This is a genomic window from Microbacterium aurantiacum (assembly GCF_031625015.1).
In the GTDB taxonomy this organism is placed as follows: Bacteria; Actinomycetota; Actinomycetes; order Actinomycetales; family Microbacteriaceae; genus Microbacterium; species Microbacterium aurantiacum.
In genome coordinates, this window is the sequence record NZ_JAHWXH010000001.1 from 561812 (window position 1) to 578388 (window position 16577).

Below are 16577 nucleotides of genomic sequence, written 5' to 3' on the forward strand. Positions count from 1 at the left end.
AGGCTACGCCGGTCTCGGCGCGCCGACCGGGGTCACAGCGAAGACTCAGCGGGTGGGGCCGGTGCCGGTGAGGGCCCCGAGGACGGAGGGCCGCCAGTGCCGCGCGACGTAGTCGACGGCCTCGTCCACGCCGAGCGAGCGGGTGGAGTTGCCCACACGCACCCAGAGGTCGGTGGAGCCGCCGTCCTTCGCCACCGTGAGGAAGACCGGCTTCGGCGAGGGCGGGCAGATCACCGCGCACACCGTGGCGCCCTCGACGACGGTGAACTGCAGGCGCGGGAGGGCGGCGGCGTTGCGTCCGAGAAGCGTGGAGAGCAGGTCGCGCAGCCACAGCTCGAAGCGGTCGTGGTCGGGGGTGCGGAGCGTCGCGAGGTCGCGGTCGAGGCCGACGGCCCGCCCCTCGTCGGACGCACCGATGACGAGGACGCCGCCCGCACTGTTGAGAAACGCCGCGACGGTCTTGGCGATCGCCATCTCCATGCGCGGATCCTTGCGGTCCTCGCGGATGTTCCACCGCGCGGTCTCCTTGAACTCCACCCGGTCGCTCTCGCCCGCCGCGAGGACGGCCGGCACATCGACGTCGACGCGTCCCCGGCGGATCCACGCCGCGATGCCGGCGACCAGGGCCGACAGGCCGACGCTGCACCCGAAGGCGAGCAGGATCGTCGTCGGCATCCACAGGCGCAGGCCGTAGAAGAAGATCCCCGACAGCAGCAGTCCGACGCTGACGCCGAGGAACGACACGATCGTCATCGTGCGAAGTTCCAGCGCGATGCGGCGCCCGAACAGGCGTCGGATCACCCGCGCGACGACATACGCGACGAGGAGGACGACGGGCAGGGCGACGGCGAATTCGACGAGGAGCGGGCTGTGCGGCATCCGGAATCCGTGTGCGTGTCCGGTCAGCGGAGCGCGCCGACGCTCGCCAGCGCGAGGCGGATCAGGGTGCCGCGGCCGCCCTCCATCTCGGCGGCGAGCGCATCGGATGCCGCCTCCTCGGGCGAGAGCCACGTCACTTCGAGCGCATCCTGACGCGGCTCGCACGTGCCCGTGACCGGGACGACGAAGGGCAGCGACACGGCGTGCTGGCGATCGTCGTGGAAGGCGCTCAGGCCCGGCATGGGGAAGTACTCCGCGACGGTGAAGGGCACCGGCTGCAGCGGGAGGAGCGGGAAGGCCATCGGGCCCAGGTCGTTCTCGAGGTGCCGGAAGAGCGCGTCGCGCACCGTCTCGCCGTAGCGGACCCGCCCCGACACGATCGTGCGGGTCATCTCGCCCACCGGCGTCGCGCGCAGGAGGATGCCCACCTGCGTCACGGCACCCACGCCGTCGGTGCGCACCGGCACGGCCTCGACGTAGAGCATCGGCATCCGTCGCCGGGCTTCGGCGAGCTCGACGTCGCTCAGCCATCCGGGGTTGGTGGAGCCGGACGACGGCCCCGAACCGAAGCGGAGCGGATCGTTCGCGGCACCCTCGTCGCGCTCGTCGGGGTCGGGATCAGGCGTTCGGACCGGCATGACTCCTGTATACCCCACGGGCGGCCGGGGTTCGGGGCGGCCGGCAGCGGGGCGATGTCGGCGGCGGGTGGGACACTGGACGGCATGTCCGACCCGGTCCTTGATGAGAACGCCGTGCGCTGGTCGACGGATGCCGCAGACCGCGCGGATCGCCCGCTGCTGGTTCTGCTGCACGGCTACGGGTCGGACGAGGCGGATCTGTTCGGGCTCGTCCCGCATCTGCCGGAGGGTTTCACCGTCGCAGCACTGCGCGCGCCCCTCGCGCCGCCGTGGCCGGCGCCCGGGTACTCGTGGTACCCGATCGAGGGGCTGGAGAGCCGTGACCCCGCCGCCGTCACCGCGGCCGCTCGCGCCGTCCTGGCGTGGATCGACGCGCAGGGTTTCGGGCATTCGCGGGTGGGGCTGCTCGGGTTCTCGCAGGGTGCGGCAGTGGCGATGCAGGCGATGCGCCTGGCGCCCGGGCGCTTCGCGTTCGGGGTCAACCTCGCCGGTTACGTCACCCCCGGCATCCTTCCCGGTGACGAGGTGCTGCGCGACGAGCGACCGCCGATCTTCTGGGGTCGGGGGACGCATGACGACGTCATCCCCGATGCGCTCGTCGCGCACACCACCGCGTGGCTGCCGGAGCACAGCGACCTCAGCGGGCGGGTCTACCCCGGCCTCACCCACAGCGTTTCGGCGGACGAGCTGGCCGACGTCCACGTGTTCTTGACCAAGCGGCTCGCCGACGACGTGGAGTGAGGAGCGGGCCGGATCCGGCGGGCTGGTACGCGGCCGAGGCCTGGTCGTGGCACGGTGCGGCTGGTACCGTGGGTGACCTTGTTCCCGACCGTGAGGACGAACCGGTGAAGCTGATCGACGCATCCGCGCTGTAATCGCGCTGCCCCGTCGAACCCCGACGTGCCGCGCCCTTCTTCCGCGCTGAGCCGTCGACCTCGCTTCCCCTCCGGAATCTCCGGTGTTCGGGCGCGCTCCGGTGTCAGCGCACGACGACACCGGAGACCTCATGTCATCTGCTTCCTCTGTTCCTTCTTCCGCTTCCGCGGGCGCACCCGCCGTCGTTCTGGACCGCGTGGGCTTCTCGTGGCCAGACGGATCGCGTGCCGTCGACGCCGTCTCGGGGGCGTTCGGCGCCGCGCGCACCGGCCTCGTCGGGCGCAACGGCGCCGGCAAGACGACGCTCCTGCGCCTCATCGCCGGAGACCTCCTCCCCGACGACGGCGTCGTCCACCGGACCGCGGATGCCGCGTTCCTTCCGCAGCGCCTGACGCTCGACGTCGACCGGCGGGTCGCCGATCTCCTCGGCGTCGGGCCAGCACTCCGTGCGTTGCGGGCGATCGAATCCGGCGACGTCGATCCGCGCCACTTCGACGCCGTGGGCGACGACTGGGACGTCGAGGCCCGCGCCGGGGTGGCGCTGGCCGAGGCGGGCCTGTCGCCCGCCATGCTCGATCGCACCGTGGGTTCCCTCTCCGGAGGCGAGGCGATCGTGGCGGCGGTCGCCGGCATCCGTCTCCGTCGCACGGACATCACGCTGCTCGACGAGCCGACGAACAACCTCGACGGGGCGGCGCGGGAGCGGCTGTACGGCATGGTGCGCACCTGGCGGGGGACGCTGATCGTCGTCAGCCACGACACGGCGCTGCTCGACCTCATGGACGACACCGCAGAGCTCCACGCCGGGACGCTCTCGGTGTTCGGCGGGCCCTACTCGGCGTGGCGGGAGTGGTTGGACGCCGAACAGGATGCCGCCCGGCAGGCCGAGCGCACGGCGGCCCAAGCGGTGCGACGGGAGAAGCGCGACCGGATCCAGGCCGAGACGACCCTCGCGCGTCGACTCGCGATGGGGAAGAAGGCGCAGCGGAACGCGCGCGTGCCCCCGATCGTCGCCGGCGGGAAGATGCGCGCGGCGCAGGTGTCGGCGGGGAAGCTCCGCGTGGAGAAGTCCGCGCGGGAGGACGCCGCGCGCGAGGTGCTCGCCTCCGCCGAGCGGCGCGTGCGCGACGACGCGTCGGTGCGCATCGACCTGCCGGATCCCGCGGTGCCGGCCGGCCGACGCATCGCCACCCTCGGCGACGGCGATCGCGAGTGGGTGCTGCAGGGGCCCGAGCGCGTCGCGCTCGTGGGGCCCAACGGCGTCGGGAAGACGACGTTGCTCGAGGGGTTGGTCGCCTCGGCCGCCGTGCCGAACTCCTCAGAAACGCACCGAATCCCGCCCGGAGGCCCCGAAACCGGGCTGAACGGGTCGGATCGGAGGAGTTCGGCACGGGCTGTCGCGCACACCGACCGCATCGGATACCTCCCCCAGCGCCTCGACGGGCTGGACGAGGCGGCGTCGGTGATTGCGAACGTCGGCGCCGCCGCGCCCGGGATCGGCGACGTCGAGATGCGCAACAGGCTGGCCCGGTTCCTGCTCCGTGGCGCGATGGTCGAGCGCCCGGTCGCGGCGCTGTCGGGCGGCGAGCGCTTCCGCGTCGCCCTCGCCCGGCTCCTCCTGGCCGATCCGCCGCCGCAGCTGCTGGTGCTCGACGAGCCGACGAACAACCTCGACCTCGACACCCTCGACCAGCTCGTCGACGCGCTCGCCGCGTACCGCGGCGCGCTCCTCGTCGTGAGCCACGACGAGGGGTTCCTCGCCCGGCTGGCGCCCGACCTCACCCTTGCTCTCGGTCCGGACGGGTCGCTGCGCGAGCGGTGACCCGCCCGGCGCACCGGCGGGCCGGGTCACGCCGCCGGGGCGGGCCTAACTCCTCAAAACCGTGCCGAACCCGGCCCCCGGGCCCCGAAACCGGGCCAGACCGGCCGGATCGGAGGAGTTGGGCCCGGGGCGGGGCGCGCAACCCCGCCCGGCGCACCGGCGGGCCGGGTCACGCCGCCGGGGCGTGCCTAACTCCTCAAAACCGTGCCGAACCCCGCCCCCGGGCCCCGAAACCGGGCCAGACCGGCCGGATCGGAGGAGTTGGGCCCGGGGCGTGCCTAACTCCTCAAAACCGTGCCGAACCCGGCCCCCGGGCCCCGAAACCGGGCCAGACCAGCCGGATCGGAGGAGTTGGGGCCAGGGCGGGGCGCGCAACCCCGCCCGAATGTCGGTGGCGAGGGCGAAGATGGGAGGATGAGCGACGTGCTCGAGCGGTTCGGTCCCGCGACCCGGGACTGGTTCCGTGGCGCCTTCGCGGCGCCGACCACCGCGCAGGCGGGGGCGTGGGAGGCGATCTCGGCCGGACGCCACGCGCTGGTGGTCGCCCCGACGGGCTCGGGGAAGACCCTCTCGGCGTTCCTCTGGGCGATCGACCGGGTGTTCCGCGAGAAGCCGATCCCGCCGCCCGAAGAAGCCACCGGCCGGAAGAAGCGCCCACGGCCAGACGACACCCCCGCCACCCGCGTCCTCTACATCTCGCCGCTGAAGGCCCTCGGCGTCGACGTCGAGCGCAACCTCCGCTCCCCGCTCGTCGGCATCGAGCAGTCCGCGCGGCGCCACGGCATCGCGGTCCCCCCGGTACGGGTAGGGGTGCGCTCGGGCGACACTCCGGCGTCCGAGCGGCGGTCGCTCGTGCAGGATCCGCCCGACATCCTCATCACCACCCCCGAGTCGCTGTACCTCATGCTCACCAGCGCCGCGGGCGAGACCTTGCGCGGGGTCCACACGGTCATCGTCGACGAGGTTCACGCGGTGGCCGCCACCAAGCGCGGCGCCCACCTCGCCGTGAGCCTCGAGCGCCTCGACGCCCTGCTCGACGCCCCCGCGCAACGGATCGGCCTGTCGGCGACGGTGCGTCCGATCGACGAGGTCGCGCGCTTCCTCGGTGGCGCCGCGCCGGTCGAGATCGTCGCCCCTCCTGCGTCGAAGGCGTTCGACATGAAGGTCATCGTCCCCGTCGACGACATGCTGAACCCGCCTCCTGCCCCCGGCTCGGACCCGCCCCCGACCGCGAAGACCGCCGATACGGATGCCGCACCCATCGACGAGGACTGGTTCGGCGACGGCTCCACGGCCTCGCCGACGACCGAGATCACAGGCTCCGTCTGGCCGCACGTGGAGGAGGCGATCGTCGACCGGATCCTCCACCAGCGGTCGACGATCGTCTTCTGCAACTCCCGCCGTCTCGCCGAGCGCCTCACCGGGCGCCTGAACGAGATCTACGCCGAGCGCCTGGGTCTCGACCTGCCCGATCCGACCGTCCCGGCGCAGATGATGGCGCAGGCCGGCGCGACCTCGGGGGCTGACCCCGTCCTCGCCAAGGCGCATCACGGCTCGGTGTCGAAGGAGCAGCGGGCGATCGTCGAGGACGAGCTGAAGTCCGGTGTGCTCCGCTGCGTGGTCGCCACCTCGAGCCTCGAACTCGGCATCGACATGGGCGCGGTCGACCTGGTCATCCAGGTCGAGGCACCGCCGAGCGCGGCATCCGGACTCCAGCGCATCGGCCGCGCCGGCCACCAGGTGGGCGAGGTGAGCCGCGCCGCCCTCTTCCCGAAGCACCGCAGCGACGTGCTGCACACCGCGATCGTGACCGAGCGGATGCTGGCGGGGAAGATCGAGGCGATCGCCGTTCCGCAGAATCCGCTCGACATCCTCGCCCAGCAGACCGTGGCGGCGTGCGCGCTGGCGCCGCTCGAGGTGGAGACGTGGTTCGAGACGCTCAAGCGCAGCGCCCCGTTCCGCGCCCTCCCCCGCTCGGCTTACGAGGCGACCCTCGATCTGCTCGCCGGCCGGTTCCCCTCGGACGAGTTCGCCGAGCTCCGCCCGCGCCTCATCTGGGACCGCGATCACGGCACCCTCACCGCGCGTCCGGGCGCGCAGCGCCTCGCCGTCACGAGCGGCGGGACCATCCCAGACCGGGGGCTGTTCGGCGTCTTCATCGCGGGCGAGTCGCAGAACGCCCGCGTCGGCGAGCTCGATGAGGAGATGGTCTACGAGTCACGCGTCAACGATGTCTTCACGCTCGGCACGACCAGCTGGCGGATCGTGGAGATCACCCACGATCGCGTCAACGTCCTCCCCGCCTTCGGGCAGCCCGGCAAGGTCCCGTTCTGGCACGGCGACGGCATCGGCCGCCCCGCCGAGCTCGGCGAGGCCCTCGGGAAGTTCTCGCGCGAGGTGTCTGCCGCGGGTCCCGAGAAGGCGCACGAGCGCCTCATCGAAGCCGGCCTCGACGACTACGCCCGCGCGAATCTCCTCGCCTACCTCGACGAGCAGCGCGAGGCCACGGGCACCCTCCCGACCGACCGCCAGCTGACGGTCGAGCGCGGCCGCGACGAGGTCGGCGACTGGCGCGTGATCCTGCATTCCCCGTACGGCATGCAGGTGCACGCTCCGTGGGCTCTGGCCGTCAACGCCCGCATCCGCGAACGCCTCGGCGTCGAGGGGTCCGCGGTCGCGAGCGACGACGGCATCATCGCCCGGATCCCGGATGCCGAGGCCGAACCTCCCGGCGCCGAACTCTTCGTCTTCGACCCCGATGAGCTGGAGCAGATCGTCACGGCCGAGGTCGGCGGCTCCGCCCTCTTCGCGGCCCGCTTCCGTGAGTGCGCCGCGCGGGCCCTTCTGATGCCGCGACGGAATCCCGGCAAGCGCACCCCGCTCTGGCAGCAGCGCCAGCGCTCGGCGCAGCTGCTCGAGGTCGCGCGCCGGCATCCGACGTTCCCGATCATCCTCGAGACCCTGCGCGAGGTCCTACAGGACGTGTACGACGTCCCGTCGCTCCTCCGCCTCGCCCGCAGCATCGGCGAGCGCCGCATCCGGCTCGTCGAGACCGAGCCGCCGCAGCCCTCGCCGTTCGCCCGCGACCTGCTCTTCGGATATGTCGGCGCGTTCATGTACGAGGGCGACTCGCCGCTGGCCGAGCGTCGCGCCGCCGCCCTGTCGGTCGACCCGGCGCTCCTCGGCGAGCTCCTCGGGACGATCGAGATGCGGGAGCTGCTCGATCCGGAGGTCATCGCGCAGTTCGAGCGCGAGGCGCAGCGTTTGGCTCCCGACCGCCGCGCCCGCGGACTCGAGGGCGTCGCGGATCTCCTGCGCATCCTCGGACCGATGGATGCCGCCGAGGTCGCCCTCCGGCTCGAGCCCGCCGAGGGCGCCGACCTGGCCACCGAGGCAGAGGCCCAGACGCTCCTCGACGAGCTGATCACCGCCCGCCGCGCGATCCCCGTCGGCATCGCCGGCACGTCCCGGGTCGCGGTGATCGAGGACGCCGGGCGCCTCCGCGACGCGATCGGCGTCGCTCTCCCCGTCGGCATCCCGAATGCGTTCCTCGAGCCGTTCCCCGATCCGCTCGGCGACCTGGTCGCGCGGCACGCCCGCACGCACGCGCCGTTCACGGCGCAGGATGTCGCCGAGCGCCTCGGGATCGGCGTCGCCGTCGCGCGTCTGACGCTGCAGCGTCTCGAGTCGGCCGGTCGCGTCTCGAGCGGCTACTTCCTCCCCGACGCCGCGCGTACCGCCGGCGCCGGCCGCGCCGCGAACGCCGACGAGGTCGAGTGGTGCGAAGCGGAGGTGCTGCGGCGCCTGCGGATGCGCTCGCTCGCCGCGATCCGCGGCAGCGTCGAGCCGGTCTCGCAGCAGGCGTTCGGGCGGTTCCTTCCCGTCTGGCAGCACGTCGCACGCCCGCTCGAGGGCGTCGACGGCGTCCTCGCGGTCGTCGAGCAGCTCGCCGGCGTGCCGATCCCGGCGAGCGCGTGGGAATCGCTCGTGCTCCCTGCGCGGGTGAAGGACTACACCCCGGGCATGCTCGATGAGCTCACCGCGACGGGCGAGGTCGTCTGGTCGGGTCACGGCAGTCTGGCGGGCCGCGACGGCTGGATCGCGCTGCACCCCGCCGATGCCGCCCCGGTCACGGTCACGCGGGATCCGGATGCCGATGCCCCGGCGCCGGATTCCCTCGACGCCCGACTCCTGGATGCGCTCGACGGCGGCGGCGCCTACTTCGCGGGCCAGTTGCGCACCCTCGCGGGAGCGGACAACGAGATGCAGGTCGTCGAGGCTCTGTGGCGTCTCGCGTGGGCCGGGCTGGTGACGAATGACACGTTCGCCCCCGTCCGCGCCCTCGTGTCCGGCGGCGGTCAGGCGCACCGGGTCGCCCGTCGCGCACCACGCGCCCGCATGTACCGCGGCGCGTCGGTCGGGGCGACGCGCACGCCGACGCCGGCCCGCACCCCACCCTCGGGCGGGCGGTGGTCGCGGCTTCCCGAGCCCGAGACGGATGCCGCGGTGCGCGCGACCGCCACGGCGAGCCTGCTGCTCGACCGCTACGGCGTCGTCACCCGGGGCTCCGTGCAGGCCGAGGGTGTCCCCGGCGGTTTCGCCCAGGTGTACCGCGTTCTCGCCGGCTTCGAGGAGGCGGGCCACTGCCGCCGCGGATACGTGGTCGAGAAGCTCGGCGCCGCCCAGTTCGCCGCGTCGACGACCGTCGACCGTCTGCGCCAGTTCGCCGGCCTCGCCGATCCGCCCCCGCGGCGCGCGGTGACCCTCGCCGCGACCGACCCCGCGAACCCGTACGGTGCGGCCCTGTCGTGGCCGGCGTTGGAGGGCATCTCCCACCGGCCGGGCCGGAAGGCGGGCGCGCTGGTGGTCCTCGTCGACGGCGCCCTCGTGCTCTATCTGGAGCGCGGCGGCAAGACCGCCCTGGCCTTCGCCGACGACCCCGCCCTCCTCTCCGCCGCGGCCGCCGACCTCGCCACGACGGCGCGCGCCCGACGCCTGGACACCCTGACGATCGAGCAGGTCAACGGCGTCTTCATCCACGGGTCGGAGTGGGGCCGGGCGCTGCGCGAGGCCGGATTCGTCGAGTCCCCCCGCGGTCTGACGCTGCGCCGCCTCACCCCCGGCGAGGCCGATCGCCGGGCACGGTCCACGGCCGACGCGCCGCCCGAGGATCGCGCGCGTGCCTGAGGGCGATACCGTCTTCCGCGCGGCTCACCGGCTGGATGCCGCTCTGGCGGGCGCGGAGGTGACCCGCTTCGAGCTGCGCGTGCCGCAGGTCGCGACGGTCGACCTCACCGGCCAGCGCGTGCACGGGGTGGTCCCGCGGGGGAAGCACCTGCTCCACCGCATCGGAGATACCACTGTCCACTCGCACCTGAAGATGGAGGGAGAGTGGCACGTCTACCGTCGCGGGGAGCGGTGGCGGGCGGCGGGCTTCAAGGCCCGGGCTGTGATCGGCGGGCGCGCTCCGGACGGTCAGGAGTGGGAGACGGTCGGCTTCGACCTCGCCGACATCGCCGTCGTCCCGACGCGCGAGGAGGATTCGCTCGTCGGGCATCTCGGCCCCGATCCCCTCGCCGCCGACTGGGATCCGGTAGAGGCGACCCGCCGGGTGTCGGCTGATCCGCGCGAGATCCATGTGGCGCTGCTCGATCAACGCTCCGTCGCGGGATTCGGCAACGAGTACGCCAACGAGATCCTCTTCGTCCGCGGCGTCCATCCCTTCACCCCCACCTCGCAGGTCGACGTGGCCGCCGCCATCGACCTCGGCACGCGCATGATCCGGGCGAATCGCGACCGCTCGGGGCGCACCTTCACCGGAGACTCACGTCCCGGCCGATCCACCTGGGTGTATCGGCGCGAGGGACGTCCCTGCCGCCGTTGCGGCACACTGATCGAGGGCGGCACCCTCGGCGCCGACCCCACCCGCGAGCGGATCGTCTTCTGGTGCCCGCGGTGCCAGCCGGCGCCCGACGTCACGGCGGCCGTCCCCATTTCCTGACCCCGACGGGGCCGACGATCTGTCAGGCCCCTCACGACACACGCCCGACTCCGGCGATGCGCATGCCGAAACGCCGCGGTTTCCTGACCGTTACATAACCCCGGACGATCTGTCAGACAGGGCATTCGGGCACCGCGTTTCGTCCGGTTCGCGGACCCCTCCATTGCGACCATGACGGCGCGCCCTATTGAATACCCCACACACCCACCCGTCCGCGCACCGGCGCGCGGACCGTCAGCAGGAGGAGTCCCCCAGGTGACGACGGCGACCGACGCGGACCACGCTCCGCCCACACGTCCGACAGACGACGAACGCGGTCGCGTATGGCTGGACGGGATCACAAAGCGCTACGGCGACCAGGTCGCCGTCGACGATCTGTCCCTGGCGATCCAGCCTGGCGAGTTCATTTCGCTCCTCGGTCCGTCCGGCTGCGGCAAGACCACGACGCTGCGGATGATCGCCGGTTTCGAGCACCCGGACGAGGGCGACATCCTGATCTCCGGGACGTCGGTGCTGAACACCCCGCCGTACCGCCGCGACGTGAACACCGTGTTCCAGGCATACGCGCTCTTCCCCCACCTGAGCGTGGCGGAGAACGTCGCCTACGGACTGCAGCAGCGCCGTACGCCGAAGGATGAGATCCGCGAACGCGTGTCACAGTCTCTGGACCTGGTCCAGATGCGCCGCTTCGCCGACCGGAAGCCGACGCAACTCTCCGGCGGACAGCAGCAGCGCGTCGCGCTCGCGCGCGCCCTGGTGAACCGTCCCGCCGTCCTGCTCCTCGACGAGCCGCTCGGCGCCCTCGACCGCCAGCTGCGCGAGGAGATGCAGCTGGAGCTGAAGCTCCTCCAGGCGCGTCTCGGGATCACGTTCGTCTTCGTCACCCACGACCAGGGCGAGGCGCTGTCGATGAGCGACCGCATCGCGATCATGCGCGCCGGCCGCATCGAGCAGCTCGCCGATGCCGACACCGTCTACGCCCGGCCGGCATCGGCCTACGTCGCGGCGTTCGTCGGTCAGCAGAACTTCTTCCGTGGGCCGGTCGCCGCCGGAGGTGCCGCCATCTCGAGCCCGCACGCCACCGTGCAGTCCCCCGATGCGACGCTCGCGGGCGTCGCGCAGGGCGAAGCGGCCGTCCGTCCGGAATACATCCGGATCGAGAAGGATGCCGGCACCCCCGTCGCGGACACCAATGTCGCCCGGGGCTCGCTCATCGGGGTCTCGCACCTCGGCGACACGATGCAGTACCTCGTCGAGCTGGGCGGCGACCAGAGCATGCTCGTCCGCCGCCCGACCCCGGAGGCACCGTCCCTCCGCGTGGGCGACCCCGTCGTCTGCACGTGGGCCCCGCACCACGTCCTCCTGTTCCCCGCCGACGACTCCGCCGTGCAGGGCGGCTACGTCGCACCCCCGACCTCGCTCTGACATCCGAGAAGACCCGAACCCACCGCACCCGAACGCACGTCCAGCACCCACCCGACACCCGAACCCGACACGTGACTCGACTGGAGACCCGATGCCCGCCTCTCGCACTCCCATCCGTATCCTCGCCCCGGAGGCCGCCGCGCCGATCATCATGCGTGAGGTCTCCCGCCGTCGCTTCCTGAGCTTCGCCGCCCTCACCGGCGGCGCCGCGTTCCTCGCCGCGTGCGCGCCGGGCGGCGGCAGCTCGCCCGCCCCGCAGGCCACGGGCGGCGCGCTGGAGAGCAGCCTGTCGGTGTACACCTGGGGCGACTACGACTCCCCCGAGGTCATCTCCTCCTTCACCGCCGACCTCGGCCCGCGCGTCACCCTCGACTCGTACTCCTCGAACGAAGAGCTCATCGCCAAGCTCATCGCCGCCCGTGGCACCTCGGGGTACGACATCGTCGTCCCGACCGGCGTCTTCGTTCCGCAGATGATCGAGAACGGGCTGCTCCTGCCGCTGAACAAGGACCTGCTGCCGAACATCTCGAACATGGACCCGGCCTACCTCGGCCGCGCGTGGGATCCGAACAACGAGTACACGATCTGCAAGGCGTGGGGTACGACCGGCTACACCTACGACAAGACCGTCATCACGCGCGAGCTCACCACGTGGGCCGACTTCTTCGACGCGGCGCAGAACGAGGCGAGCGGGCGCACCTCGATGTCGGACGACCCGGCCGCGATCATCGGCTCCTACTTCTGGGCCAACGACATGGACTGGAACACCGAAGACCCCGATGAGCTCGAGGCCTGCCGCCAGTTCCTCGTCAACGAGATCGCCCCGCACATCTCGGCCTTCGACTCCTACCCGGGCACCAACGCGATCCCGCAGGGGACCCAGGCGCTCGTGCAGGGCTGGAACGGAGACTCCCGCCTCGGCATCCTCGAGTCGCCCGACCCCGACCGCTGGCAGTGGGTCCTGCCCGGCCCCCTCACCGAGCTGTGGATGGACAACTGGGCGATCGCCGAGGGAGCACCCAACCCCGAAGCGGCCCACGCCTTCATCAACTTCTCGATGACCCCGGAGAACCTCTTCCTGAACCTCGACTACATCGGCTACAACGTCGGCGGGAAGGACACCGAGGCGGAGGCGATCGAGGCCGGACTCGAGTACACCGACCTCATCTTCTTCACTCCCGAGCAGCTCGACACGATGCGGGAGCAGGTGCTGAACGACTCCCAGACCACGCGCGTCGAGATCTGGAACGAAGTGAAGGCCGCCGCGGGTGCGTAGTCGACCGACCGGCGCCGCGCTCGCCGTCCCGGCGTGGGCGTGGCTGCTGCTGTTCTTCGTCGCCCCCGTGGGGATGGTGATCTGGTTCAGCTTCGGCTACAAGCCCGGCGTCTTCGGCACCCACGCGAACGACATCCTCTCGTTCGACCGGTACGTCGAAGCGCTCTCGCCGACCTTCTTCGCGACGTTCACCAACACCCTCTGGGTCGGCATCCTGGGCACGATCCTCTGCTTCGCGATCGGGATGCCGGTGGCGTACTGGATGGCGTTCAAGGTCAACCCCGCGCGGCGCGGCCTCTTGATCGCGCTGGTCCTGGTGCCGTTCTGGACGAACTTCCTGGTCCGCACGATCGGCTGGCAGGTGATCCTCGCTCCCGAGGGCTGGATGTCGCAGATCCTGCAGAGCGTCGGCATCATCGACGGGCCGCTGGCCCTGCTCTACACCCGTACCGCCGTGCTCATCGGCGTGGTCTACAACTACCTGCCGTTGATGATCCTGCCGCTGTTCGTCGCGTTCGACCGTGTCGGTCCGGCCCTGCGTGAAGCGTCGAAGGACCTGGGCGCGGGCAAGGTCATGACCTTCCTCCGGGTGACGTTGCCGCTGTCGCAGCCGGGCATCATCGCCGGCGTGCTGCTGGTCTTCATCCCCCTGATGGGCGACTACATCACCGCCACGGTCCTCGGCGGAGCCCGCGGGAACATGGTCGGCCAGCTCGTGGCGAGCCAGTTCCAGACCGCGCAGAACTGGGCACTCGGGTCGGCCATGGCCGTCCTGCTGATGCTCGTCATCACGCTCACCATCGGTGTCGCCGCCGCCCTCATCTGGGTCGTGAGCATGCCGTTCCGCAGCCGCAACCGCCTGGTGCTCGGGGCGGAGCCCGAGCAGACACCGCCTGCCGCTCCCGCCCAGCCCGTCCGCGAGGAGGTGCGGTCATGACGCAGACGACCACCGAGACGATGCTCCGCGCGCAGTCGACCGCGCGCGGCCGCCGCAGCCGCACCCGCATGACCGGGTCGGACATCGCCCTGCGGGTCTGGGGCATCCTCGTGATGCTCTTCCTGTTCGCGCCGATCATCGTCATCGTCATCTACTCGTTCAACACCGGCCGGCTGCTGGTGTCGTGGGGCGGGTTCGGGTTCGACGCCTTCCTCACGATCTTCGAGAAGCCCCAGATCCAGAACGCGGTGCGCGTGTCGATCGTCACGGCGTTCATCGCGGCGATCATCGCCACGGTGCTCGGAACGCTCGCCGGCATCGCGATGTCGCGCTACCCGGGCAAGTGGGTGTGGTGGTTCCTGGCGCTGCTGCTGCTCGTGTCGGTGACGCCCGAGATCGTGGACGCGGTCGCCCTGCTGCCGTGGTTCGTCTTCCTCGGACAGGATGCCGGGATCGCGATGTTCAACGACGGCATCGTGCGTCTGTCGGTGGGTTCGTCGCTGTTCGCCACCGCGGTGGTGTCGTACATCGTGCGGGCGCGCCTGGTGGGCCAGGACGCGAACCTCGAGGAAGCCTCCGGCGACCTCTACGCGACGCCCTTCACGACGTTCCGTCGCGTCACGCTGCCGCTGGCGATGCCCGCCGTCCTCGCCGGATTCCTCCTGGCGTTCACGCTGAGCCTCGACAACACGATCATCGCCGCGTTCGTGCAGGTCTCCGGCACGACGCCGTGGCCCGTGTACGTGCTGAGCGCCCTGCGGTCCGGGCTCCGCCCCGAGATCGCGGCGGTGTCGACGATCATGCTGCTGCTGACCCTCGTCGCCCTCGCCGTCGTCGCCCTGGTCCTGCGGCGCGCCGGCGACTCGGCGACGCAGATCGCCCGCACCATGACCGGCGGCTGAGCCCGCCCGCACGCCGACAGCCACCCGCGGAGGAACCCGATGCACCACGCCGATCTCGTCTTCCACGGGGGTCCGGTCTTTACCGCCGACACGGTGCGCTCGCGCACGCACGCCGTCGCGGTGTCGGGCGGGCGGATCGTCGCCGTCGGGGGCGACGAGGTCCGCGACCTCATCGGTCCGCGGACGGAGGTGGTCGACCTCGGCGGTCGCCTCCTCGTCCCCGGATTCCAGGACGCGCATGTCCACCCCGTCTGGGGCGGGCTGGACATGCTGCGGTGCGACCTGGCCGAGTACGGCGACGCGCCGCAGTACCTCGACGCGATCGAGCGTTACGTCGCCGCGCATCCCGACGACGAGTGGATCCTCGGCGGCGGCTGGCAGATGTCGGCGTTCCCCGGTGGGACGCCCAGGGCGGAGGCGCTGGATGCCGTCACCGGCGACCGCCCCGCGTTCTTCCCGAACCGTGACGGGCACGGCGCGTGGGTGAACTCCGCCGCGCTCCGGGCCGCGGGGATCGACCGCGACACCCCCGACCCCGCGGACGGGCGCATCGAGCGGAACCCGGACGGCACCCCGAGCGGCACGCTCCACGAAGGGGCGATGGCGCTGGTGAACCGGCTCCTCCCGGAAGAGCCGCTGGAACGGATGACGGAGGCCCTCCTCGTCGGTCAGCGGTACCTGCATTCGTTCGGCATCACCGCGTGGCAGGACGCCATCGTCGGCCCCTACGGCGACGCCGGAGATCCGGGGCCGGCGTATCTCCGCGCCGCGGCGGAGGGCACGCTCACCGCGCGGGTGGTCGGCGCCCTGTGGTGGGACCGGTCGGCGGGGCTGGAGCAGATCCCGATCCTGCAGGAGCGTCGCGAGCGCTACCGCGGCGGCCGCTTCGCCGCGACGAGCATCAAGATCATGCAGGACGGCGTCGCCGAGAACTTCACCGCGTCGATGCTGGAGCCGTACGGCGACGGGCACGGGCATCCGACGGACAACTCGGGCATCTCGTTCGTCGACCCGGAGATCCTGTCCCGGGCTGTGCCGATCCTCGACGCCGACGGGTTCCAGGTGCACTTCCACGCGATCGGCGACCGCGCCGTCCGCGAGTGCCTGGATGCCGTCGCCCGCGCCGTGGAGAAGAACGGACGCCGCGACAACCGGCACCACATCGCGCACATCCAGGTGGTGCACCCCGACGACATCCCGCGCTTCCGCGAGCTCGGCGTCGCGGCGAACATGCAGTCACTCTGGGCGACCTACGAGCCGCAGATGGTCGACCTCACCCTCCCCTTCCTCGGCGAACCCCGAAGCGCGTGGCAGTACCCGTTCGGCGATCTGCTGCGGAGCGGTGCCGTGCTCGCCGCGGGAAGCGACTGGTCGGTGTCGTCCCCCGATCCGATGGCCGCGATCCACACCGCGGTGAACCGCAAAGCCGCCCCCGGCCACGAGGAGGGCGAGTACGACGCGTTCCTCCCCGAGCAGGCGATCGACCTCGCGACCTCGCTCGCGGCCTACACCGCAGGGTCGGCGTGGGTGAATCACCTCGAGGCCGACACCGGCACGATCGAGGTCGGCAAGTTCGCCGACCTCGCGTTGCTGGACCGCGATCCCTTCGCCGGGCCCGCCGACCTCATCGGGGCGACCCGCGTGCTCCAGACCTTCGTCGAGGGCGAGCGGGTCTACGCCGCCGACGACGCGTGAGGTTCCGACGACGCGGGATGCCCGGACGACCCGTCCGACGGGCACCGATTGTCGCGACGGGACGACGGCGCACGACCGCCGCCGAGCGATCAGGATGGAAGCACTCAGAACCCGAGAAAGGGTGAT

General features: G+C 71.9%; 11 protein-coding genes. 9 read left to right on the forward strand and 2 right to left on the reverse strand.

Features of this window, described 5'->3' with window-relative positions:
• Positions 1-45: 45 nt before the first annotated feature.
• Positions 46-879: an AlbA family DNA-binding domain-containing protein gene (locus KZC50_RS02605; RefSeq protein ID WP_310890523.1), complete on the reverse strand. Its 834-nt coding sequence runs from the start codon at positions 877-879 to the stop codon at positions 46-48.
• Positions 880-902: 23 nt separating this feature from the next.
• Complete coding sequence (locus tag KZC50_RS02610) at positions 903-1517, reverse strand: NUDIX hydrolase family protein (RefSeq protein WP_301132034.1); 615 nt, start codon at positions 1515-1517, stop codon at positions 903-905.
• An 84-nt stretch (positions 1518-1601) separates the two neighbouring features.
• Between KZC50_RS02610 and KZC50_RS02615 the strand changes: the two genes are divergently transcribed.
• The 9 genes from KZC50_RS02615 to KZC50_RS02655 all read left to right on the forward strand — a co-directional run bounded on the left by KZC50_RS02615 (position 1602) and on the right by KZC50_RS02655 (position 16451).
• Entirely contained in the window at positions 1602-2258 is a 657-nt protein-coding gene (locus KZC50_RS02615; protein WP_310890524.1) for an alpha/beta hydrolase, read from the forward strand.
• 265 nt (positions 2259-2523) lie between these two features.
• Positions 2524-4215, forward strand: coding sequence for an ABC-F family ATP-binding cassette domain-containing protein (locus KZC50_RS02620; RefSeq protein ID WP_310890525.1), 1692 nt, complete (start codon positions 2524-2526; stop codon positions 4213-4215).
• 414 nt (positions 4216-4629) lie between these two features.
• Positions 4630-9402: an ATP-dependent helicase gene (locus KZC50_RS02625; RefSeq protein WP_310890526.1), complete on the forward strand. Its 4773-nt coding sequence runs from the start codon at positions 4630-4632 to the stop codon at positions 9400-9402.
• Positions 9395-10216, forward strand: coding sequence for a DNA-formamidopyrimidine glycosylase family protein (locus KZC50_RS02630; RefSeq protein WP_310890527.1), 822 nt, complete (start codon positions 9395-9397; stop codon positions 10214-10216). The genes KZC50_RS02625 and KZC50_RS02630 overlap by 8 nt, the downstream gene beginning before the upstream one ends.
• Before the next feature lie 255 nt (positions 10217-10471).
• On the forward strand, positions 10472-11641 hold the full coding sequence (locus KZC50_RS02635) for an ABC transporter ATP-binding protein (protein WP_053546425.1): 1170 nt from the start codon (positions 10472-10474) through the stop codon (positions 11639-11641).
• Between the two features lie 91 nt (positions 11642-11732).
• Positions 11733-12917 (forward strand): extracellular solute-binding protein, encoded by a 1185-nt coding sequence (locus KZC50_RS02640; RefSeq protein ID WP_310890528.1) that lies wholly within the window; start codon positions 11733-11735, stop codon positions 12915-12917.
• On the forward strand, positions 12910-13854 hold the full coding sequence (locus KZC50_RS02645; RefSeq protein ID WP_310890529.1) for an ABC transporter permease: 945 nt from the start codon (positions 12910-12912) through the stop codon (positions 13852-13854). The genes KZC50_RS02640 and KZC50_RS02645 overlap by 8 nt, the downstream gene beginning before the upstream one ends.
• Positions 13851-14756 (forward strand): ABC transporter permease, encoded by a 906-nt coding sequence (locus tag KZC50_RS02650; protein WP_236967917.1) that lies wholly within the window; start codon positions 13851-13853, stop codon positions 14754-14756. Before KZC50_RS02645 ends, KZC50_RS02650 begins: the two co-directional genes overlap by 4 nt.
• Positions 14757-14795: 39 nt before the next feature.
• Positions 14796-16451, forward strand: a complete 1656-nt coding sequence (locus tag KZC50_RS02655; protein WP_310890530.1) for an amidohydrolase — start codon at positions 14796-14798, stop codon at positions 16449-16451.
• Positions 16452-16577: the final 126 nt, after the last annotated feature.